Source organism: Vreelandella sp. L-25, assembly GCF_056857535.1.
Genome location: NZ_JBSXNH010000064.1, coordinates 78,704 through 98,544 on the forward strand (window position 1 = coordinate 78,704; position 19,841 = coordinate 98,544).

Sequence of the window (19,841 nt, forward strand, 5' to 3'; positions counted from 1 at the left end):
TTAGTCGTCAAACTCTGATTCGATGCGAGCCCTGCGCCGCCGTCTTTTAAGGCGGCGGCGCTTCCAGTTATGGGAGACGTGCCAGCGCCAGATAAGGCGAATGCCAATGTTAGCGACGACCGCAAGCACAATCGCAGTAATCAGAGAGCCCAGTAGCAGCGGTGGCAAGATGTCGTGCATCTGCTCAGCTATCCAGCGGGTTGAGATGCGGGAAGGGGCCTCCCGCGCGGGCGCCCCAAGCAAAAAAGTGCCTATTCGATAATTCACATAAAAAATCAGCGGCATGGTAAGTGGGTTGGTGACCCACACAAGCCCCACCGAGAGCGCCAAGTTGCAACGGCTGAGACGCGCACCGAGCGCCGCCACCACCATCTGAAAGGGGATGGGTAGCATCGCGCAAAACAGCCCGACGCTAAACGCGTTCGCAACGCTGCGTCGAGTTAGTAGCCATAAGCCCGGATCCGCAATCAGCGGTGCCATAAAGCGCAACGAACGCTGGCGCCTTAGCGTATCGGGTTTTGGCATGTAGCGCTGCAGGAAACGGCGCGGCATGTCAGGTACTCTTACTTTAGATCGTTTCTATTATCCATATAGCGTAGGGCTTCGGCTACGGCGTGCGCAGTAATGGTTGAGCACCAGGGAGGGGCGGATGGGGCAGGGCATTGCAATGCCCGCGGCATTAGCAGCGCTTGGCGGTAGCCTGTTGGCTTGGTGGGCCGGTGGGCAGGGCGGTACATGGCTGCTGCCACTGGTCCTCATGATGGCGGGGCTAAGCGTTGGCGTATGGCGGCCACGGGCCCTAGTATGGTTGCTCTTAGGCGGGTCCGTTGCCTTTAGTATTCAGCAGGAGTGGGTGCGTCGGCTGCCCGTTGGGCTGAGCGGGCAGGATATAGCGGTGCATGCCAAAGTGACCGCTGTACAGCAGCAGTCAGGGGTTCAGCGGTTGCGATTGAGTATCGAGCGCTGCACAGCCCCTGCCCATCTTCCCCGTTGTGATCAATTAAACAGCGTTCGGGTGAGCGCTTACGACCATGAGCATGAGTATGTGGTTGGCGAGCGCTGGCAAATGACGCTGCGCTTACGGCCGCCCTATGGCTTTATCAACCCCAATACTTTTGATTATGAGCAGTGGTTATGGCGTGAAGGCATCCACGCTACTGGATATATTCGCCCCGATCCTGCGCCGCAGCGGCTTACGCACGCTTCTCCTCGGCTGCGCCAATTGGCATCCGACTTTCTAGCACAGCTGCCTTTAGAGGCACGTACCCAACGCTGGCTGGCCGCATTGACGCTTGGCGATAGCGAACAGCTTAACCAAGATGACTGGGCGCTGTTAAACGCTACGGGTACCACGCACCTCGTGGTGATCTCGGGCCTGCATGTGGGGCTGGTGGCGTCATTCGTGCTGCTGCTAGGGCGTTATGCTGCGCGTGTCGTTTCGCCTACCAACTGGCGGCTGCGCACTTGGCCCTGGTGGCTTGCTGGCGCGGCCGCCGTTGGCTACGCCGTGTTGGCCGGGTTGGCGCCACCGGCAATGCGCGCGATGATTATGACGTTGCTGGGGTTGTGGGTTCTAAGTGGCCGCCATGCACCGGGGCCCTGGCAAGCTTGGTGGCTTGCACTGGCACTGGTGCTGATAGTTGACCCGCTAGCACTTTGGCGGCCTGGGTTGTGGCTCTCGTTTATGGCGGTAGGGTGGCTGATTATTATCTGGCAGGGTCGGTCCAGGCCGCGCGGTGTAAAAGGCTGGTGCTGGGCACTGCTGCGTTCTCAACTGTTATTGGCCCCTTTAATGGCCGCAGCGGTGTTGTTTGCCTTTGGGCGTGTAGCCCCTACGGCCCCTTTGATCAACTTAGTGGCGGTGCCATGGGTCAGCTCGGTCATGGTGCCTACCGCGCTACTCGGCTGGCTGCTGTCACCCCTTCCGTTTGTTGGTCTAGTGCCCTGGTGGGTGTTTGAGCAAGCCTTAGCGGTATTTCATCAGCTGTTGGTTGTCGCTGTGGAAGCCGCACCGCTCTGGCAGCCTCCCGCGCATTTGGCCTATCCATTGGCGGGGAGCTTGGTGCTGCTGTCGCTGTGCTGGGGCTTGCCCGCCGTGCCGCGTTGGTTACGCGTGGGTGCGGCGGTACTCTTGGTGACAATTCCCTGGTGGCCGAGAGAGCAGGCGATTCCGCCGGGGCAGCTTCACGTGACGGTTTACGATGTGGGCCAAGGGCAGTTAATAGAGCTGCGCAGTGCCAATTTTCGGCTGCTCTATGATACGGGGCCACGTTTTCGCAGTGGCTTTATGCCCCTGCAAAGCCTATGGCCCCCAGGTCAAGATTTTGACCAAGTAATGGTCAGTCACGCGGATACTGACCACGCCGGAGGCGTAGATGCGCTACTAGCGGATCACCAAGTAGCGCAGTGGTGGGCGCCAGCAGGGGAGTCGCTATCTATCCCAAGCCAGCGCTGCGAGCAGGGGCAACGCTGGCAGCGTGACGGTATTACGTATCGAATACTCTGGCCACCGAGCGGTGAGAACACTCTATCCTCTAATGATCGCTCTTGTGTGTTAGCAGTGTATGCGGGTGAGCATAGCCTGCTGATCACCGGTGACGTAGGGCGCCAAGTGGAGCGACAGCTTCTACCGCAGCTGAATGGCAACGTGAGTGTATTGGTGGCGGGCCACCACGGCAGCGGCACCAGCTCGGGTGTTCAGTTTGTGCGCGAGACGCAGCCACATCACGTGGTTTTCAGCGCTGGGCGAGACAATGCGTTCCGCCACCCAGCCGACGACGTTGTGCGGCGCTTTCGGCAGCAGCATAGCTGCCTATGGAGCACCGCCCAGGACGGCGCGCTTAAATTTACGCTGATACCGCAGCAGCCAGTCACCTTTCAGCCGCTGCGGGCCTTGGCAGGTGGCCATAAGCGGTGTTGAAGCGCGCCACCATCAGGTAGAATCGCCCACACTGCACACTACTGCTGGGAGCGCGTGTGACTGATTCAGGTTGGATGCTATATAAACGGTTATTGGGTTACGTTAAGCCACACTGGCGTGCGTTTGCGCTGGCGGTGGTGGGTTTTGTGATTTACGCAGCTTCAAGTACCGCGCTGGCGGAAATGATGAAGCGGCTGATTGATGGGATTCAAAACCCAGACGCCGATTTTCGGTTTTTCCTGCCGCTGTTTGTAGTGCTCATGTTTGCCTCTCGCGGGCTGGGCACTTTTCTGAGCACCTACTTTATGGCCTACGTGGGGCGCTATGTGATTCATACGCTGCGCTGCGATGTGTTTGCCCACTTGCTTCACCTGCCGGGTCGTTTTTTCGATCAGCACTCCAGCGGCCACTTGGTATCAAGGGTCACTTACCACGTTGAGCAGGTAGCGGGTGCAGCGACCAATGCGGTGACGATCATCCTGCGTGAGGGGTTGTTTGTCGTGGGGCTGGTAGGCTATCTATTCTGGACCAACTGGATGCTAACGCTGCTGTTTTTGGGTGTTACTCCGATTATTGCCGGTGTGGTGAGCTATGTGAGCAAGCGCTTTCGGCGTATCTCCAAGCGTATTCAACACTCCATGGGCGATGTGACTCATGTGGCTTCTGAGGCGCTTTCGGGCTATCGCGTGGTACGTACCCACGGCGCAGAAGCGTACGAGAAACAGCGTTTTGAGCGCGTGAGTGAAGAGAATCGTCGCCAGAGTATGAAAGAGGCCATGACCCGAGCGGTCAGTTCGCCTGTCGTGCTGATGCTGGTGGCGATCTCTATGGCGCTGCTAGTGTGGCTGGCCATGGCGCCCTCGCTGATGGAAAACATGACGCCGGGGGAGTTTGTCGCCTTTATCACCGCCGCTGCCCTGATGATTAAGCCGGTGCGCCAGCTCACCGAGATTAACAGCGAGATTCAGAAGGGCATCGCAGCGGCCTCTGAGCTGTTTGGCCTGTTAGACCTCACCCCTGAACAGGATGAAGGCTCTCTCATTCCCAGCAAGCTAACGGGCAATGTGGTGATTGAGAACGTCAGCTTCCGCTATGGTGACGACCAGCCCAGCGTACTGCACAACGTGAATCTTAACGTTGCTCCCGGCGAGCTGGTGGCTATTGTGGGCCGCTCGGGCAGCGGTAAATCAACGCTCGTCAGCCTGCTGCCGCGTTTCTATCGCCCCAGTGAAGGGCAGATTTTGATTGATGGCGTGAATGCCGATGAGTACGCCTTAGGGCCGCTGCGCCAGAATATTGCCCTGGTGTCCCAGCAGGTCACCCTGTTTAACGCCTCCATTGCTGACAATATTGCTTACGGCGTGGCTGACCCAGACCCGGCCGCCATTAAGGCGGCTGCCGAGGCAGCCTACGCCAGCGAGTTTATTGAAAAGCTGCCAGAAAGTTACGCCACGGTCGTCGGCGAGAATGGGGTGATGCTCTCGGGTGGGCAGCGCCAGCGGCTCGCCATCGCCCGGGCCATTTTTAAAGATGCGCCCATTCTGATTCTGGATGAAGCGACCTCCGCACTGGATACCGAGTCAGAGCGCTATATCCAAAAAGCGTTGGAGCACGTGTGTGAAGGGCGCACCACCCTGGTCATTGCTCACCGACTCTCCACCATTGAGCGTGCCGACCGCATTCTAGTGATGGATCAAGGGCGGATTATTGAGCAGGGTACCCATCAGGCGCTGCTTGAAAAAGGTGGGGCCTACGCCGCGCTGCACCAGCTTCAGTTTCAGGAGAGTGAATGAGTCTTGCTCAGCGCTGGATAAAGGCTGCCTATGGCGGCAGTAACTGGTTAGTACCGCTCTATCCGTTGGGTAGTTTATACCGTTATCTTATGGAGCGGCGAGCACAGTGCTACCGCGAGGGAAATAAACCAGTTTGGCAAGCACCGGTGCCGGTGATCGTGGTGGGCAATATTACGTTAGGCGGTACGGGTAAGTCACCGCTTGTGGCCTGGCTTAGCCGTTGGCTGGTACAGCAGGGATTTTCACCCGGTATCGTCACCCGCGGCTATGGCGGTAAAGCGCCGCACTATCCTCTGTTAGTAACGCCTTCTACAGACCCAGCGCATAGCGGTGATGAACCACTGATGCTGGCACAGCAAACCGGAGTGCCGGTGGTGGCGGACCCGCAGCGAGCGCGGGGTGCTGAAAGGTTGGTGCAACAGGGCTGCGATGTACTGATTAGCGATGACGGCTTGCAGCACTTGGCCTTAGGGCGCGATATTGAGCTGGTGGTTATCGATGGTGCTCGCGGGCTAGGCAATCAGCGCTGCCTGCCCGCTGGGCCTTTAAGAGAAGCGCCCGGGCGACTTGCAAGTGTGGACGCTGTGATTGTCAACGGAGCGCTACAACGCCCGCTGGAAATATCTAGTGTGGCTATGCAGCTGGTACCTCAGCGCTGGCGCCAGCTGCCTACTGGGCAGCACTATCCGTTGCAGCCGCTGCCATTTGCGCTGCCGGTGCATGGGCTGGCAGGTATTGGCAACCCTCAGCGTTTTTTCAATACGCTGCGGGAGTTAGGCGTGGAAGGGGAGATGCATCCCCTGGCAGATCACCAGCCATTTGATGAACACACGTTTCAATTTATGCCGCCACGACCAATCATTATGACGGCGAAAGACGCCGTAAAGTGTCAGGCGTTTGCACCGTCTGATAGCTGGGTATTAGAGGTGGAGGCACAGCTTCCACAAGCATTTGAGGACTGGCTGGCAAACAAGCTGTCCGTACTGACACAAAGGGGATGCACCGATGGATAAGGAACTATTGGCAATGCTGGTTTGCCCGCTCTGCAACGGCAAACTGAAGTATGATCGTGACGCCCAAGAGCTTTGCTGCCACTACGACGGTTTAGCCTATCCCATACAGGATGGCATTCCTGTCATGCTGCCTGAAGAGGCACGGCAAATGGATGCTGATGAAAAGTTACCTACCTCGCCTGGCCGCACCGGAGAGGCGTGATGTCTGATGTTACGCCGCAATTTATTGCCGTTGTACCCGCTCGTTTTGGCTCCTCTCGCTTGCCGGGCAAACCGCTATTAGAGATCGCCGGTGAGCCCATGGTGGCCCATGTGTGGCGGCGAGCCTGTCAAAGCCAGGCCAACCGCGTAGTGGTGGCGACAGACGATACGCGGATTCGCGATGCCATGCTGCCCTATGGGGCTGACGTAGTGATGACTCGCGATGACCACCCCTCGGGCACTGACCGGCTCGCCGAGGTCTCCGACCATCTAGGCCTAAGTGATGACACGCTGGTCGTGAATGTGCAGGGGGATGAGCCGCTGATTCCTCCGGCACTTATTGATCAGGTCGCACTGCGCCTGGCGGATGACCCCGAGGCGGCGATTGCCACCCTAGCCGAGCCGATTGCGGATGTTGATACGCTGTTTAACCCTAACGTGGTGAAGGTCGTGCGGTCGCTACAGGGGCGGGCGCTCTACTTCTCGCGAGCGCCGATTCCCTGGGACCGCGAGCACTTTAAAGCGCAGCCAAGCCTACTAGAAACCGATGCTTGGCTGCGCCATATTGGGATCTACGCCTACCGAGCGAGTTTCTTAGCCGCCTATCGGGATCTAGCGCCCTCCAGCCTGGAGCAGTTGGAGCAGTTGGAGCAGCTTCGGGCACTACAGCATGGCTACGCTATTCAAGTGGCGCTGGCGAGCGCGATAAACCCCGCCGGAGTCGATACGGAAGAGGATTTGGCGCGGGTAAGGTCGCTGTTGTCTGCCGAGCGTGAAGGAGGCATTTCATGACGCGTGTTCTCTTTGTTTGCCTGGGCAATATTTGCCGTTCACCAACCGCGGAGGGCGTTTTTCAGCAGGCGCTCGACCGTGCAGGGTTAAGCAAACGCGTGGAAATCGACTCCTGCGGTGTTGGCAGTTGGCATGTTGGCAAAGCGCCCGATCCCCGTGCCCAGGCAGCTGCGCTGCGTCGTGGTATCGATATTAGCCATCTGCGCGCCCGTCAGTTAAAAGCGAGTGACTTCCTGGAATTCGACTACGTGCTGGGCATGGACAGCGATAACCTGGCGGCGATGCAGGCGCTAAAACCGGCCGACAGCCAGGCTAAGGTAGGGCTGTTGTTGGAGTATGCAGGACTCGCGAATACCGATGTTCCTGATCCTTATTACGGCGGAGAAGCGGGCTTTGAGCAGGTATTGGATATGATTGAGCAAGCCAGTACCGGACTGATTGCAGAGCTGACCTGTGGGCGCTGATAGCTTGGATGGGGCATCCGTCTGGGTGGACCTCACTACAGCCAATACGCTTCGCCTACCTTGCCAAGCGGCGCGCTACATTGCACCGACAACGCTCTCTAGCCTGCAGGCTGCCTTGTATAGCGCGCGTATTCATCAGTGGCCAATTACCCTGCTAGGCGGTGGCAGTAATGTGCTGCTGCCACCAACGCTTCACGGTATGGCGCTTCGCCCGGCACTTCGCCATTGGTGGCTGGAGCGCAGTGGTGATGACGTCACCGCCTATGTGGGTGCCGGTGTGAGCTGGCATGCCTTGGTAATGGCATTGGCGACGCATGGCTTGTGGGGGGTTGAAAATTTAGCGTTGATCCCTGGCGATTGCGGCGCTGCACCGGTACAAAATATTGGCGCTTATGGTGTCGAGCTCAGCGATGTGTTGAAAGCAGTCCAGGTTGCCGAGTTGGCCACTGGCGAGATGTACTGGTTGAACGCTGATGCGTGCCAGTTTGGCTATCGCGACAGTATTTTCAAGCGAGCACTAGCGGGTAAGGTAGTGATCACCCAACTTGCGCTGCGGCTGTCCGCCACGCCGAGGCCCGTGCTGGGTTATGGCGATTTGGCGGCTCGCGTGTCGGAGTCACCGACCCCTTTGTCCGTGGCTCAAGCGGTCTGTGCGATTCGCCAGGAAAAATTGCCTGACCCAGCTGTGCTAGCGAATGCGGGCAGTTTCTTCAAGAATCCGCTAGTGAGCAATGAGCATACGCATCGGCTGTTGAAGGAGTATCCAGACATGCCGTATTTTCCTCAGCCCAATAACCAAACTAAGCTGGCAGCAGGCTGGCTGATTGACCAGTGCGGCTTAAAGGGGCAGCGCCTGGGAGCATTTGGCGTCCATGAGCGCCAAGCGTTAGTGCTGGTGCACTTTGGGGGAGGAGATCGCCCAGGACTGCTGAGTTTTGCAGACACTATTGCTCAGACCGTGTTTGATCGGTTTGGTGTATTGCTAGAGCTAGAACCGCGGGTGATCTAACGTCTGCTTATCTTTACCACCCATAAAAAACCCCGCCGAAGCGGGGTTTTTTGTTGCGAGCACTTACTCTTGCGAGTTTTGCTGTGCCTGCTGCTTGCGTAGTTCGCGCGGGTCGTTATGGGCACGACGGCGACGACGCGGTTTTGGCGCCTCCTCATCAGCTGTCGGGGCCTCGCTAACGGGATTTGCCGCTGGCGCATTGTCGGCGGGTTGCGCTGACACGTTCTCTTGCTCTTCTGGAGCAGGGGCCGCTTCCATCTTGGTAGCCGTCTCGTCGTGAGCTTCAGCAGCTGGCTGCTCGCTCGCTTCTGTTGAAGGCTCTTGATCCGCCGCCGGTGAAGGCGCTTTCGCCGTTGAGGGCTCTTCACTGACTGTTGTGGCTGAAGCTTCTTCATCCGTAGAAGCCGCTGCTTCGGCGTTGGCAACCGGAGTGTCTTTAACGCTATCCTGCTCAGCAGACTCAGCAGACTCATTCGCTACTGTCTGAGTCTGAGGCTCTTCCGTGGGCACTGTGCTTTCAGCAGCAGCTTCTGCCGCACTTGCTTCTGCAGCTGCGTCATTCGCTTTCGGCTCGCTCTCTGCGACGTGCTCGGCAGCGGTTTGCGGCGCTTCCGTGGCGTCTTGGGCTGCGGTTTCTTGAGCCACCGGCGGCTGTTCCGCTTTGAGGTCGTCAGTTTGAGCATCGGCGGCCTTGGTCTCGTCAGCGTTTGGCGCGCTCAAGGCTGCTGCATCGCTGCTGTCAGCCGCTGGTGTGCTGGTGGCTTCGTGCTGCACTGACTCAGGCTGAGCCTGACGGCGCTGGCGCGTCGACTTGCGTGCTTTGTCGGCGCTGTTGGCCGGGCGCTCAGCAGTTGTGCTGTCGTCCGCTGCCGCTTGAGCCTGCTCAGCGCTATCGTCTTTTTCGCTGCTTACTTGCTCAGTTGCTGGCTTGTCAGCCGGTGTTGGCGATGCTTCCGTGTTGTTGTCAGGCGCGCTAGCGGCTTCAGATGTCGCTGTGGCTGCCGGGGCTTCTTGGGGCTGAGGTGCCTGCTCCGCTTCTGCCTGCAGTTTCAGCTGTTCTGCTTCCGCTTGAGGGTTTAGCGCCTGCTTGCGCGAACGATGACGCGGGTTGTTACGCGTACGCTTCGGCTTGCCGTCTTCTTGCTTGCTGTCGTCAGCCTGGGCCGTAGGCGTGCGTTCATCGCTTTTGGGCTTGGCATCACGTGGCTTGTCACGACGGTTATCCGGCTGGACGGCAGGCTTGGCTGCCTCCTCTTTAGGAGCGTCCTTGTTTACGGGCTCTTTCTGATGCGTGTTTTTCGCGCTCTCTTGGGCCTTGGCATCGTCCTGCTGCGGATGACGACGACGGTTGCGGGTGCGGCTGGGGCCGCTGCGCTTATCGCTTGCATCGTCATTGCGAGGAGTGGCATTACCGGATGGCGTGCTGCTGCGCTGCTCGTTTTTGGCCCTGGTGTCGCTGCGCTCCTGAACAGGTTTGGAGCGGCGTTCACTGCGTTGCGGGCGGCTACTCTTCGGCTGTTCAGTCTGCTTACTTGGTGCCTGGGCTTCCTGAGCTGGCTGCTGGCTGCCGTCATCGCCGCCTAGCAGTTTAGCAAAGCCGCGGATAAAGCGGCCAAGCACGCTGGGCTGTTCAGCAGCAGCGGCGGGTGCAGGGGTGGCTGCAGCCGCTTTAGCAGGCGTTTCTTCTGTTTGTAGCGATGCCGGTGCTGGGGCGTTGTGTACTACGCTCTTAACGGCCGCTTCGGTCCGCTGTGCAGGCGGTGCAAAGCTAGGGTCAGGTTCTTTGCCAACATCGGTGTCGGTAGACAGCTCGAAGCTGGAGAGCGTATGGCTCTCGTCTTCGTCCAAATGGTCATCCCGCAGGCGTTGAACATCGTAGTGCGGAGTATCCATTTCTGGGCTGGGTAGCAGCACCACGCGAACGCCTTGGCGAGACTCGATATCTGCCAGTACGCTGCGCTTTTCATTTAGCAGGTAAGTGGCCACCGGTACCGGCAAGATGGCGCGAATCTGCGCGCTGCGCTCTTTCATTGCCTCTTCTTCAATCAGGCGCATGATCGAGAGCGATAGTGAACGCACGTCGCGGATGGTGCCTTGGCCGTTACAGCGTGGGCACACTACGCCGCTTGTTTCGCCCAGGGAGGGGCGTAGGCGCTGGCGCGACATTTCCATTAAGCCAAAGCGTGAAATGCGCCCAATTTGTACCCGAGCACGATCTAGCTTCAGAGCATCGCGCATGCGGTTTTCGACTTCACGCTGGTTGCGCGCAGGGCCCATGTCGATGAAGTCGATCACGACCAAGCCGCCAATATCTCGCAAGCGAAGCTGACGGGCAATTTCGTCGGCCGCTTCGGAATTGGTTTGCAGCGCTGTTTCTTCGATATCGCTGCCCCGCGTAGCACGCGCGGAGTTGATGTCGATGGACACCAGAGCTTCAGTGTGGTCGATTACAATCGAGCCACCAGAGGGCAGTTTTACTTCCCGCTGGTAAGCGGTTTCAATTTGCGACTCAATCTGGAAGCGAGAGAAGAGGGGGACCTCATCTGCGTACAGCTTAATTTTCTGCTGGTAAGAGGGCATCACCTGGCGGATAAATGCCAGCGCCTCGGCGTGAATCTCGGGGCTGTCGATCAGCACCTCGCCGATATCCTGACGAAGGTAGTCGCGCATGGCGCGAATGATGACGTTGGATTCACGGTAGATTAAGAACGGTGCAGAACGCTTACCGGCTTCTGTGGTGATGGACTCCCATACCTGAACGAGATAATCCAAGTCCCACTGAAGCTCTTCTGGGCTACGGCCAATGCCTGCGGTGCGAACAATGAGGCCCATTTTGTCGGGCACAGTAAGTTGGCCCATGGCGTCTTTTAACTGGCTGCGATCATCCCCTTCAATACGGCGCGAAATACCGCCCGCACGAGGATTGTTGGGCATCAAGACGAGGAAGCGACCTGCCAAGCTAATAAAGGTGGTCAGCGCTGCCCCTTTGTTGCCGCGCTCCTCTTTATCGACCTGAACAATGACTTCTTGGCCTTCTTTGAGCACTTCTTTAATGCTCGGACGGCCAGAGACATCTTTGACAAAATATTCGCGGGAGATTTCTTTCAGCGGAAGGAAGCCGTGGCGCTCAGCGCCAAAGTCAACAAAAGCAGCTTCGAGCGAGGGTTCTACACGGGTGATTTTACCCCGATAAATATTGGCTTTTTTCTGTTCCCGAGCGCCAGATTCAATATCTAAATCATACAGGCGCTGTCCATCTACCAGTGCGACCCGCAGCTCTTCCGGCTGGGTCGCGTTAATTAGCATCCGTTTCATGTTGTCTCACGTAGCATGGCGTGCCGAAGCGCTTTTAAAGGCTAGCGTCGGCGAATCGCTGGGTGCTGCGTGCTTGTGCTCGGCGCATGGTTATGCTGACGCATTAAGCCGGGAAGGCAGTTCTGCCGACCCGGCCGAAAGGGCGTTGAGTACGTGGCGGCGGCAGAACATGTTTCGGTGGCTGTCACGTCCATCCGGCTCTGCTGACACCGCCCACACCTGGCATTCATCGATTCACCAACGCCGGTATCGGCACAGCGTTGATCTTTGCGCCCCAGAATTGGCAGTGCCTTGTGACGAAAAGGGGCTGCCACTCTGAAGCGTAACGTTTATTTAGTGACGGGCCTGCCGTTGCTGGCATGACCTGACGCTCTCTGTCGTTACCCATTTACTTAACGGCAGAGTTACTACATTTCAATACGTGATAAGCAGGTAGTGCGTACACTGATCCATGCTTTTTCGCTCTGACCTGCGTGTTTGTCGGGCAGGTGCGAAGGCAAAACGTGGGCAATCATTCGCCATACAAGGATTATATAAGCGGGCCACGTTCGGCCCGGCCACGTTGGCCGATGAGCGCTTTGGAATATAACAGTAAAGACAACCACCAGCAATTGACGCAATGCCGGTGGGTCTACGTTAGAATGCCGTTTTTAGCCTGACGTTAAAGAATGTCACCAGGAGTGCGCGGCAATGTCCGAAGGGCGTGAAGTACAGTGGGTGGATATCGCCCCGGAACAAGCGGGTCAGCGAATCGATAATTTTTTAATGACCCGGCTAAAAGGTGCACCTCGTGCATTGATCTACCGCATCGTGCGTAAGGGTGAGGTTCGGGTCAATAAGAAACGGGTAAAAGTGGATTATCGCCTGCAAACGGGCGATTTAGTACGTGTTCCGCCACTGCGCCTAGCGCCTAAAGAGGCGGTGAAAGAGGTGAGCGATAATCTGCGCGACCTGCTTGTCGGCAGCGTCATTATGGAAGGGCCCGACTGGATGGTGCTGAATAAGCCGTCAGGCTTAGCAGTCCATGGTGGCAGTGGCGTTAAGATTGGTCTCATCGAGGCGTTGCGCCAAGTGCGGGACGACCTAACGTTCCTGGAGTTAGTGCACCGCCTGGATCGTGATACCTCAGGTTGTTTGCTGCTCGCCAAGTCTCGCGATGCGCTGGTAACCCTTAATGAGGCGTTGAAAAAGCACGGCATGGATAAGCGCTACTTGGCGCTGGTGGCCGGGCGCTGGCCGGCCCGTAAAACTTATGAAAGTGCTCGGTTGGACCGTTTTGATGCAGGTAACGGCGAACGGCGCGTGCGGGTAGATCCCAACGGTAAAGTGTCGCGCACCCACTTCTCTGTAGTGGAAACCTTTGAAAAGGTCACGTTAATTGAGGCTGAGCCCGTTACGGGGCGCACACACCAGATTCGTGTGCACGCAGCCCATGCTGGCCATGCGCTGCTGGGGGATGATAAGTACGCTACTCGTGAGAGCGGCTTGTTAACCAAGCAGCTGGGGTTGGGGCGACTTTTCCTCCATGCACGCTCGTTAACATTCCCCGAGCCTGGCAATGGCAGGCCGGTGACGGTAAAAGCGCCGCTTCCGGAGGCGCTTGAAGAGACGCTCAAGCGCGCACGTCAATAAAAGAGAACTGTTATGCGCTATGAGCTAATTATTTTCGATTGGGACGGCACACTCATGGATTCTGTGCCGAAGATTGTTTCCTGTATGCAAGCAGCAGCGGCAGACGCTGAATGGGGTGAGCTTGAAGTCAGCGCCATTGAAGACATTATTGGGCTGGGTCTTCCTGAGGCGATTGCCAAACTCTGCCCAGGCATTGAGCCAGAGCAGGCGGAGCGCTTGCGCCAGCGCTATTCCCATCACTTTGTTCATGGTGACACTACGCCTATGCCCTTTTTTGATGGGGTTGAAGCGCAGTTGGCAAAGCTGAGAGAGCGGCCCCAGCAGCGGCTTGCGGTGGCGACGGGTAAAAGCCGTCGTGGGCTTGATCGGGTTTTTAATGAAACAGGTAGCGGGGGGCTGTTCCACACTAGCCGGACTGCTGACGAAACGCGCTCTAAGCCCCACCCGCAAATGCTGCTAGAGATTTTGGCTGAGCTTCAGGTTCCAGCAGAGCGAGCGGTAATGGTGGGCGATACTGAGTATGATCTTGAAATGGCGCGTGCTATCGGTATGGATCGGGTGGGCGTAACTTACGGAGTGCATACTCCCGCTCGGCTAGCCGCTAGCCAGCCGGTGTGGGTCGCTGAAGACGTGCCGTCGCTATTTGACTGGCTGCGTCATGCATAAGGGCGTCCTTAAACGAAGAGTAGGAGCTGACGATGAGTGATGAGCAGCAGCGCGGTGGTGACAGTGAAGAGGCTTCTCAAGGTGAAGATCAGCGTGGTGTTCATGATCGCTGGACCCAGGGGCCGGATGTCTCCACCAAGGCACAAGAGTCACCGTTGCCAGGTGGGCAGGATGACGATGCGGAAATACTCAGAGAGCGTCAGCGCCTAGCGCAGCTTGAAATGATGGATCGCTGGATTGGTGGCGTCTTGACCGAGCAGCGTAGAACACGCCGTTGGAAGCTGTTTTTTCGGCTGATGCTGCTGGCGCTAGTGCTGGTATCACTCACGGTTACGTTATATCGCGTGTTTTTAGCCGAGCCGTCAGCCGCGGTGCCTGCGCAGCAACATCTTGCATTGGTGGAAGTGCATGGCGTGATCGCCAACGATTCGCCCGCTAATGCTGAGCGTATTATTCAAGGGTTAAACCGGGCTTGGGAGAGTCAAAGCGCGTCGGCAGTGGTGCTGCATATTGATAGCCCTGGTGGAAGCCCAGTGCAGTCGCAGCGTATTTACTCGGAGGTTATGCGGCTGCGTGAGCAGGGAGATAAGCCGATTATTGCCGTGATCGAGGATATCGGTGCCAGCGGGGCGTACTATATTGCCGCCGCGGCGGATGAGATAGTGGCATCTCCCGCCAGCTTGGTGGGCTCTATTGGGGTGATCTATGCCGGTTTTGGCTTTCAAGAAGCTATTGATGAGCTGGGCGTCGAGCGGCGGGTGATGACTGCAGGCGAGAACAAGGCGTTTTTAGATCCGTTCCAGCCCTTGGATGAGGAGGTGGCTCGTTTCTGGCAGAGCGTGCTCGCTCAAACTCATGAGCAGTTCATCAATGATGTACAGGCTGGGCGTGGTGATCGTTTGAGTGATAGCCCGGAGATCTTTTCCGGGCTGATCTGGAGCGGTGAGCAGGCGCTTGGCTTGGGGCTGGTCGATGAGTTGGCAAGCCTTGAACAGGTGGCGCGTGCTCAGGTGGGTGAGGCATCATGGGAGAACTATACGCCCCGCCTGGATCCCTTTGAGCGCCTAACGCGGCGTTTTACCCAGGCCGCAGCGGAAGTGCTTGGCTTGCACAGTAGTCATGCGCCTATAAAGTTTCAGGCGCAGTAGCATTAGGCATCGCCAAGCGGGTTCATGCCTGCTTGGCGAAGCATGTCGCACAAGGCAATCAGCGGCAGACCGATCAGCGCATTGGGGTCACGCCCCTCTAAGCGCTCAAACAGAGCAATGCCTAAGCCTTCCATGCGAAAACTGCCGGCGCTATCCAGTGGCTGCTCTATTGCTACGTAGCGCTCAATCTCCCGCTCGCTCAGCGTGCGGAACACCACGTCAAACGGTTCGATATGGACCTGATGGCGCTGGTGGCGCGTGTCTAATAAGGCCAGGCCAGTTAAAAAAGTGACTCGTTGGCCTGAGAAGCGGGCTAAGTGAGCGCAGGCCCGCTCCGTAGTATGGGGTTTGCCGAGAATATCCCCTTCAAACAGAGCAATCTGATCAGAACCAATAATGCAGTGATTGGGGAAACGTTCCGCGACGGCATTAGCCTTGCTCAATGCTAGGCGGTGAACGAGTGCCTTTGGTGACTCGTCTGGAAGTGGCGTTTCGTCAATATCGGGCGAGTAGCATTGGTAGGGCAGGTGTAGCCTGTCCAGCAGCGCTTGGCGGAAGCGCGAGCTGGAGGCGAGCACAAGAGGGGCGTTTTGCGTTTGCGGCACTATCGTCTCCTTGTGGCCTGAATGGCGCAATATGTACTGGCAATGAGTGTAGCGAAAGCCCAGCGGCATGCCTATTGACGCTGTTTTCATCGATAAACCGATAAGAATTATGCCATGAGCTTTGACACCAGGAGGGCGAGTGCCTATCATTGCGCGCCTATGTTGACCTCACAACTCCCCAGCCGGGTTGAGCCTTATAAGCTTGCAGCCCGCCGCGAACGACTTGAAGGCTTAGTGGCGCTGAATAAGCTGCCCCGCCTCGCTGAAGAAGCGGGTGACCAAACCGGCGACTGTCACGTCGTGCTTGGGTTTGGTGTAGATGCCCAAGGCCGTCGCGAAATTCGTGGCCATTTGCAAGCGACCCTGGCGCTGCCTTGTCGCCGCTGTATGGTGCCGCTTAGCCAAGACGTTTCCAGTGACTTCCTGCTTGGAATGATTACCGACGAAGCCTTGGCGGCCGAGCTGCCTGCCAGTCATGAGCCGGTGCTGGTGGAAAATGAACAGCTGGACTTGCTGACGGTAGTTGAGGATGAATTAATCCTCAGCCTGCCGCAGGTGGTCTATCACGATGAGACCGAATGCCATGTCTCGGCGGAGCAGCTGGTCAGCAAGACCGAAGGCGCGGCGGATGAATCCGCTTCAGCCAAGAATCCTTTCGCGGTGCTCAATGCTTTGAAAAGCAGTGGCGCTTTGAAAGGCAAAAAGTAAGCATCACTTACCCTATATACCTTGGAGTAAACACCCATGGCAGTTCAACAGAACCGTAAAACTCGTTCCAAGCGCGGCATGCGTCGTAGCCACGATGCGTTGAGCGCACCGACTCTGTCCCAGGACAAAGAAACCGGTACCACTCACCTGCGTCACCACGTTTCTCCGGATGGTTTCTACCGTGGTCGTAAGGTAGTTGAGGTTTAATCCTTAACTCTCTAACGAGTGGCGAAACAGAGTGGGTGCATTGCGCCTAGCGATTGATGTCATGGGGGGTGACCAAGGCCCTCGTGTCATCATAGAGGGCTCTGCAAGGGCAGTGATTGAACGTCCTGACCTAGAGCTCGCTCTGTTTGGCCCGCGTCAGCGTGTTGTCGCTGAGCTTTCGCGCTTGCCGCAGCCCTTGGCTGCGGCAGCGTCACGTTTAGTCGTCTGCGATGCGCCTGATACTGTGTCACAAGATGCTTCTGCTGCCTGGGCGTTACGCTCTGGGGATAAGACCAGCATGGTGCATATGTTGCGTTATGTGGCACAAGGTTATGCTGCAGCGGGTGTTAGTGCAGGAAACACCGGTGCACTAGTCGCGCTTGCAAGGCGTGAGCTTGGTATGCTGCCAGGCTTTTCCAGACCTGCTATCAGTACGGCGATTCCTGCACGGGGTGGTCGTCGCTGTTATTTGCTGGATTTAGGCGCAAATGTGGACTCGCCCGCATCACGGCTAGTGGATTTTGCCATGATGGGTGCGGCAATGGCGCAATGTATGGATGGTATTAATTGCCCTCGAGTCGCGCTATTGAATGTTGGCGCGGAAGCGACCAAGGGCAGTGCGACGGTGCGAGAGGCTGACCGGCTGCTGCGTGAGCGCGCTACCACATTAAGTTTTGCTTATCAGGGGTATGCCGAAGGTGGTGACATCTTCCAGGGCGATATTGATGTCATGGTCTGCGATGGCTTTGTTGGTAACGTGGTGCTCAAGGCGAGCGAAGGTTTGACCCGTATGCTGGTGGAGCGTGTGCAGATGGCGTTTGAGTCACGCCTATGCGGGCGCTTAGCAAGTTTACTGGCCAAACCTGTGCTGAAGCGGCTAAAGCAGGAGCTTGACCCCGTTCGTTATAATGGCGCAAGCCTACTTGGGTTAAAACGTATTGTGGTGAAAAGCCATGGTGGCGCCCGTGCAGATGGGTTCTACTATGCTATTCAGCGAGCGCTGCAGGAAGTAGAACATGACTTGCCTACTCAGCTTGCCAAACACTGGGCTTAGCTCAGTGGGCAGATGAGTGGGTTACAGCAATGCGTTGCACGACTTTTGCGGGTTATCGGCGGCAGTAGGATGTGCCAACAGCCGTTTTATAACGGGGCCGATAGCCACGCCTATCGCTCAACTGAGCAAATGCCTACAAGAGCAAAGGTGAACGACATGTCTCAACCCCTTGCCCTCATTTTTCCCGGGCAAGGCTCTCAGCAGCTTGGAATGCTGCGAGAGCTAGCCGAGCGTTACAGTGTGGTGGGAACGACATTTGAGGAAGCGTCTGACGCGCTGGGCTACGATTTATGGAAAGTAGTCCAAGAAGGGCCGGAAGAAGCGTTGAATTCCACGGCTTGCACGCAGCCTGCGCTGCTGACATCAAGCGTTGCCATCTGGCGCGTCTGGCAGGAGCTGGAAGGCCCTCGCCCCAGCGTGATGGCGGGCCATAGCCTGGGTGAGTATAGCGCTATGGTCTGTGCGGGCGTGATGGGCTTTGCAGAGGGTGTCCAACTGGTGCGCCTGCGCGGAGAGGCAATGCAAGAAGCTGTACCTGCTGGTGAAGGCGGAATGGCCGCCATTCTTGGGCTTGATGACAGCGCGGTGGAAGCCGCTTGCACAAGCGCTGCCCAGGGCGATGTCGTTTCTGCAGTTAACTATAACTCCCCGGGTCAGGTCGTCATTGCTGGTAGCAAAGCAGCCGTTGAGCGTGCCATTGCTGCTTGCCAAGAAGCGGGCGCTAAGCGCGCACTTGCCCTCCCTGTGTCTGTTCCTTCTCACTGCGCGCTGATGCGACCTGCTGCTGAGCGTCTTGCCGAAGCGATGCAGGCGATTGAGCTACGTGCCCCTCGCTATACTGTTATTCAGAACGTCGATGCCCAGGCACATGCAGATGTTGATACGCTGCGCACTCGTTTAATTGAGCAGCTCTACCAGCCAGTACGTTGGTCCTCCTGCGTTGAAGCAATGTCTGAGCAAGGTGCTAATGTCTTCATTGAGTGTGGCCCAGGCAAAGTGCTGACAGGTCTTAATAAACGTATTGTGCGCGGTGCCAAGGGGCTAGCGGTGAATGACCCCGATAGCTTGGATGCAGCGCTTGAGCTTGCGCGAGAAACATTAGCAGGTAGTGCGTGATAAGCGGCTATTTTCAGCTACCCTTGCTTAGTTCAGTGGAAGGAAACGTGTTATGACGCAAGAAAAACGAGTTGCCTTGGTGACCGGTGCGAGCCGCGGCATTGGTCGCGCTATCGCCCATGAACTGGGCCGCCAAGGGCGTATTGTCATCGGCACAGCGACCAGCAAATCTGGCGCAGAAAAAATCGATGCCGACCTGAAAGCTAACGGGGTTGAAGGCGCTGGTATGTGCCTGAACGTGACGGACCAAGCGAGCATTGATGAGGTCCTGAAAACCATTGGCGAGCGTTTTGGCGCCCCGACTATTTTGGTTAACAATGCGGGTATCACTCGTGATAACCTCCTGATGCGGATGAAAGAGGAGGAGTGGGATTCCGTCATGGATACCAACCTCAAATCTGTATATCGCGTCAGCAAAGCGTGTCTTCGTGGCATGACCAAGGCGCGTTTCGGGCGGATTGTATCGATCAGCTCTGTAGTGGCAACCATGGGCAACCTGGGCCAAACTAACTACGCTGCTGCTAAGGCAGGTATGGAAGGCTTTAGCCGGGCGTTGGCGCGAGAGGTTGCTTCCCGTGCCATTACCGTAAACGCCGTTGCGCCTGGTTTTATCGCCACCGACATGACCGAAGCGCTGCCTGAAGCCCAGCATGAAATGCTGCTAAAGCAGATTCCGCTGGCACGCTTAGGTGGGCCGGAAGAGATCGCCGCAGCGGTTGGCTTTTTAACCAGCGATGCCGCAGGCTATATCACTGGTGAAACGCTGCACGTGAACGGCGGTATGAATATGCGTTGATGGCCTTAGGCTTGGCGGTTGCGTCAACTTAAGGGCGTCTATAAACTACCCCGCAGCTTTTGGCTTGCGGTTTCCAAATAGCTGGTTATCTCTAACAGCTAATGTGAACGACTGGAGTACGTTGATGAGTACTATTGAAGAGCGCGTTAAGAAAGTTGTGGCAGAGCGCCTGAACGTTAAAGAAGAAGACATCCAGAATAGCTCTTCTTTCACTGAAGACTTGGGTGCCGACTCTCTGGACACCGTTGAACTGGTGATGGCTTTGGAAGAGGAGTTCGATACTGAAATTCCTGACGAAGAAGCTGAAAAAATCACCACGGTTCAAGAAGCCATCGACTACGTAAACGCCCACCAGTAAGGGCGCGGTCGACGCTGTGAACCAGGGTGGGGTGCTCACCCATC

The 19,841-nt window shown here is 57.1% G+C and carries 19 protein-coding genes; 16 read left to right on the forward strand and 3 right to left on the reverse strand.

Translation table 11 applies throughout. The features are described from left to right. Entirely contained in the window at window positions 1-552 is a 552-nt protein-coding gene (locus tag AC13CN_RS09240) for a DUF2062 domain-containing protein (RefSeq protein WP_058577888.1), read from the reverse strand. Between the two features lie 97 nt (window positions 553-649). Between AC13CN_RS09240 and AC13CN_RS09245 the strand changes: the two genes are divergently transcribed. Genes AC13CN_RS09245 through murB form a run of 7 tightly spaced genes read left to right on the forward strand, consistent with a single transcriptional unit; the run spans window position 650 to window position 8,192 of the window. Then, window positions 650-2,920: a DNA internalization-related competence protein ComEC/Rec2 gene (locus tag AC13CN_RS09245; RefSeq protein WP_253557287.1), complete on the forward strand. Its 2,271-nt coding sequence runs from the start codon at window positions 650-652 to the stop codon at window positions 2,918-2,920. A gap of 56 nt (window positions 2,921-2,976) precedes the next feature. Next, window positions 2,977-4,713: a lipid A export permease/ATP-binding protein MsbA gene (gene msbA / locus AC13CN_RS09250; protein ID WP_089674964.1), complete on the forward strand. Its 1,737-nt coding sequence runs from the start codon at window positions 2,977-2,979 to the stop codon at window positions 4,711-4,713. Further along, window positions 4,710-5,726 (forward strand): tetraacyldisaccharide 4'-kinase, encoded by a 1,017-nt coding sequence (gene lpxK / locus AC13CN_RS09255; RefSeq protein ID WP_253557285.1) that lies wholly within the window; start codon window positions 4,710-4,712, stop codon window positions 5,724-5,726. The genes msbA and lpxK overlap by 4 nt, the downstream gene beginning before the upstream one ends. Continuing rightward, the gene (locus AC13CN_RS09260; RefSeq protein WP_044629207.1) at window positions 5,719-5,928 is read left to right on the forward strand and encodes a Trm112 family protein; all 210 of its coding nucleotides are present in this window, start codon (window positions 5,719-5,721) and stop codon (window positions 5,926-5,928) included. Before lpxK ends, AC13CN_RS09260 begins: the two co-directional genes overlap by 8 nt. Continuing rightward, window positions 5,928-6,719 carry a 3-deoxy-manno-octulosonate cytidylyltransferase gene (kdsB, locus tag AC13CN_RS09265; RefSeq protein ID WP_044629208.1) on the forward strand — a complete coding sequence of 264 codons (792 nt, stop codon included), beginning with the start codon at window positions 5,928-5,930 and terminating at the stop codon, window positions 6,717-6,719. The genes AC13CN_RS09260 and kdsB overlap by 1 nt, the downstream gene beginning before the upstream one ends. Beyond that, window positions 6,716-7,183, forward strand: coding sequence for a low molecular weight protein-tyrosine-phosphatase (locus AC13CN_RS09270; RefSeq protein ID WP_044629209.1), 468 nt, complete (start codon window positions 6,716-6,718; stop codon window positions 7,181-7,183). The genes kdsB and AC13CN_RS09270 overlap by 4 nt, the downstream gene beginning before the upstream one ends. 25 nt (window positions 7,184-7,208) lie before the next feature. Further along, window positions 7,209-8,192: a UDP-N-acetylmuramate dehydrogenase gene (gene murB / locus AC13CN_RS09275; protein ID WP_228219230.1), complete on the forward strand. Its 984-nt coding sequence runs from the start codon at window positions 7,209-7,211 to the stop codon at window positions 8,190-8,192. 63 nt (window positions 8,193-8,255) lie between these two features. Here murB and rne read toward each other — a convergent pair whose 3' ends face one another. Continuing rightward, window positions 8,256-11,507 (reverse strand): ribonuclease E, encoded by a 3,252-nt coding sequence (gene rne, locus AC13CN_RS09280; protein ID WP_253557284.1) that lies wholly within the window; start codon window positions 11,505-11,507, stop codon window positions 8,256-8,258. 690 nt (window positions 11,508-12,197) lie between these two features. Here rne and AC13CN_RS09285 point away from each other — a divergent pair. From AC13CN_RS09285 to sppA, 3 genes are read left to right on the forward strand one after another with little or no spacing between them, the layout of a single operon-like run. After that, window positions 12,198-13,139, forward strand: coding sequence for an RluA family pseudouridine synthase (locus AC13CN_RS09285; RefSeq protein WP_044629211.1), 942 nt, complete (start codon window positions 12,198-12,200; stop codon window positions 13,137-13,139). Between the two features lie 12 nt (window positions 13,140-13,151). Continuing rightward, window positions 13,152-13,805: an HAD family hydrolase gene (locus AC13CN_RS09290; RefSeq protein WP_044629212.1), complete on the forward strand. Its 654-nt coding sequence runs from the start codon at window positions 13,152-13,154 to the stop codon at window positions 13,803-13,805. Window positions 13,806-13,837: 32 nt separating this feature from the next. After that, the gene (gene sppA / locus AC13CN_RS09295) at window positions 13,838-14,953 is read left to right on the forward strand and encodes a signal peptide peptidase SppA (protein ID WP_044629213.1); all 1,116 of its coding nucleotides are present in this window, start codon (window positions 13,838-13,840) and stop codon (window positions 14,951-14,953) included. A gap of 2 nt (window positions 14,954-14,955) precedes the next feature. On the opposite strand, the gene AC13CN_RS09300 is transcribed toward sppA, so the two are convergent. After that, window positions 14,956-15,558: a Maf family protein gene (locus AC13CN_RS09300; protein ID WP_074210477.1), complete on the reverse strand. Its 603-nt coding sequence runs from the start codon at window positions 15,556-15,558 to the stop codon at window positions 14,956-14,958. A 159-nt stretch (window positions 15,559-15,717) separates the two neighbouring features. On the opposite strand from AC13CN_RS09300, the gene AC13CN_RS09305 reads away from it, so the two are divergent. From AC13CN_RS09305 to acpP, 6 genes are all read left to right on the forward strand, one after another. Further along, window positions 15,718-16,266, forward strand: a complete 549-nt coding sequence (locus AC13CN_RS09305; protein ID WP_044629215.1) for a YceD family protein — start codon at window positions 15,718-15,720, stop codon at window positions 16,264-16,266. 36 nt (window positions 16,267-16,302) lie between these two features. Further along, window positions 16,303-16,473, forward strand: a complete 171-nt coding sequence (rpmF, locus tag AC13CN_RS09310) for a 50S ribosomal protein L32 (protein WP_009099300.1) — start codon at window positions 16,303-16,305, stop codon at window positions 16,471-16,473. Window positions 16,474-16,513: 40 nt separating this feature from the next. Then, a complete protein-coding gene (plsX, locus tag AC13CN_RS09315; RefSeq protein ID WP_172515675.1) occupies window positions 16,514-17,527 on the forward strand; it encodes a phosphate acyltransferase PlsX in 1,014 nt (337 codons plus the stop codon). Window positions 17,528-17,683: 156 nt separating this feature from the next. Next, window positions 17,684-18,643 carry an ACP S-malonyltransferase gene (fabD, locus tag AC13CN_RS09320; RefSeq protein WP_044629216.1) on the forward strand — a complete coding sequence of 320 codons (960 nt, stop codon included), beginning with the start codon at window positions 17,684-17,686 and terminating at the stop codon, window positions 18,641-18,643. 52 nt (window positions 18,644-18,695) lie between these two features. Next, a complete protein-coding gene (fabG, locus tag AC13CN_RS09325; RefSeq protein ID WP_058577892.1) occupies window positions 18,696-19,439 on the forward strand; it encodes a 3-oxoacyl-ACP reductase FabG in 744 nt (247 codons plus the stop codon). Window positions 19,440-19,563: 124 nt separating this feature from the next. Continuing rightward, entirely contained in the window at window positions 19,564-19,797 is a 234-nt protein-coding gene (gene acpP, locus AC13CN_RS09330; protein ID WP_008956801.1) for an acyl carrier protein, read from the forward strand. The last annotated feature ends 44 nt before the right edge of the window (window positions 19,798-19,841 follow it).

What these genes read in the sequence shown, in the direction of transcription:
- AC13CN_RS09240 (WP_058577888.1), bottom strand. Translation starts at nt 552, where the DNA reads ATGCCGCGCCGTTTCCTGCAGCGCTACATGCCAAAACCCGATACGCTA.
- AC13CN_RS09245 (WP_253557287.1), top strand. Translation starts at nt 650, where the DNA reads ATGGGGCAGGGCATTGCAATGCCCGCGGCATTAGCAGCGCTTGGCGGT.
- lpxK (WP_253557285.1), top strand. Translation starts at nt 4,710, where the DNA reads ATGAGTCTTGCTCAGCGCTGGATAAAGGCTGCCTATGGCGGCAGTAAC.
- AC13CN_RS09260 (WP_044629207.1), top strand. Translation starts at nt 5,719, where the DNA reads ATGGATAAGGAACTATTGGCAATGCTGGTTTGCCCGCTCTGCAACGGC.
- kdsB (WP_044629208.1), top strand. Translation starts at nt 5,928, where the DNA reads ATGTCTGATGTTACGCCGCAATTTATTGCCGTTGTACCCGCTCGTTTT.
- AC13CN_RS09270 (WP_044629209.1), top strand. Translation starts at nt 6,716, where the DNA reads ATGACGCGTGTTCTCTTTGTTTGCCTGGGCAATATTTGCCGTTCACCA.
- rne (WP_253557284.1), bottom strand. Translation starts at nt 11,507, where the DNA reads ATGAAACGGATGCTAATTAACGCGACCCAGCCGGAAGAGCTGCGGGTC.
- AC13CN_RS09285 (WP_044629211.1), top strand. Translation starts at nt 12,198, where the DNA reads ATGTCCGAAGGGCGTGAAGTACAGTGGGTGGATATCGCCCCGGAACAA.
- AC13CN_RS09290 (WP_044629212.1), top strand. Translation starts at nt 13,152, where the DNA reads ATGCGCTATGAGCTAATTATTTTCGATTGGGACGGCACACTCATGGAT.
- sppA (WP_044629213.1), top strand. Translation starts at nt 13,838, where the DNA reads ATGAGTGATGAGCAGCAGCGCGGTGGTGACAGTGAAGAGGCTTCTCAA.
- AC13CN_RS09305 (WP_044629215.1), top strand. Translation starts at nt 15,718, where the DNA reads ATGTTGACCTCACAACTCCCCAGCCGGGTTGAGCCTTATAAGCTTGCA.
- rpmF (WP_009099300.1), top strand. Translation starts at nt 16,303, where the DNA reads ATGGCAGTTCAACAGAACCGTAAAACTCGTTCCAAGCGCGGCATGCGT.
- fabD (WP_044629216.1), top strand. Translation starts at nt 17,684, where the DNA reads ATGTCTCAACCCCTTGCCCTCATTTTTCCCGGGCAAGGCTCTCAGCAG.
- fabG (WP_058577892.1), top strand. Translation starts at nt 18,696, where the DNA reads ATGACGCAAGAAAAACGAGTTGCCTTGGTGACCGGTGCGAGCCGCGGC.
- acpP (WP_008956801.1), top strand. Translation starts at nt 19,564, where the DNA reads ATGAGTACTATTGAAGAGCGCGTTAAGAAAGTTGTGGCAGAGCGCCTG.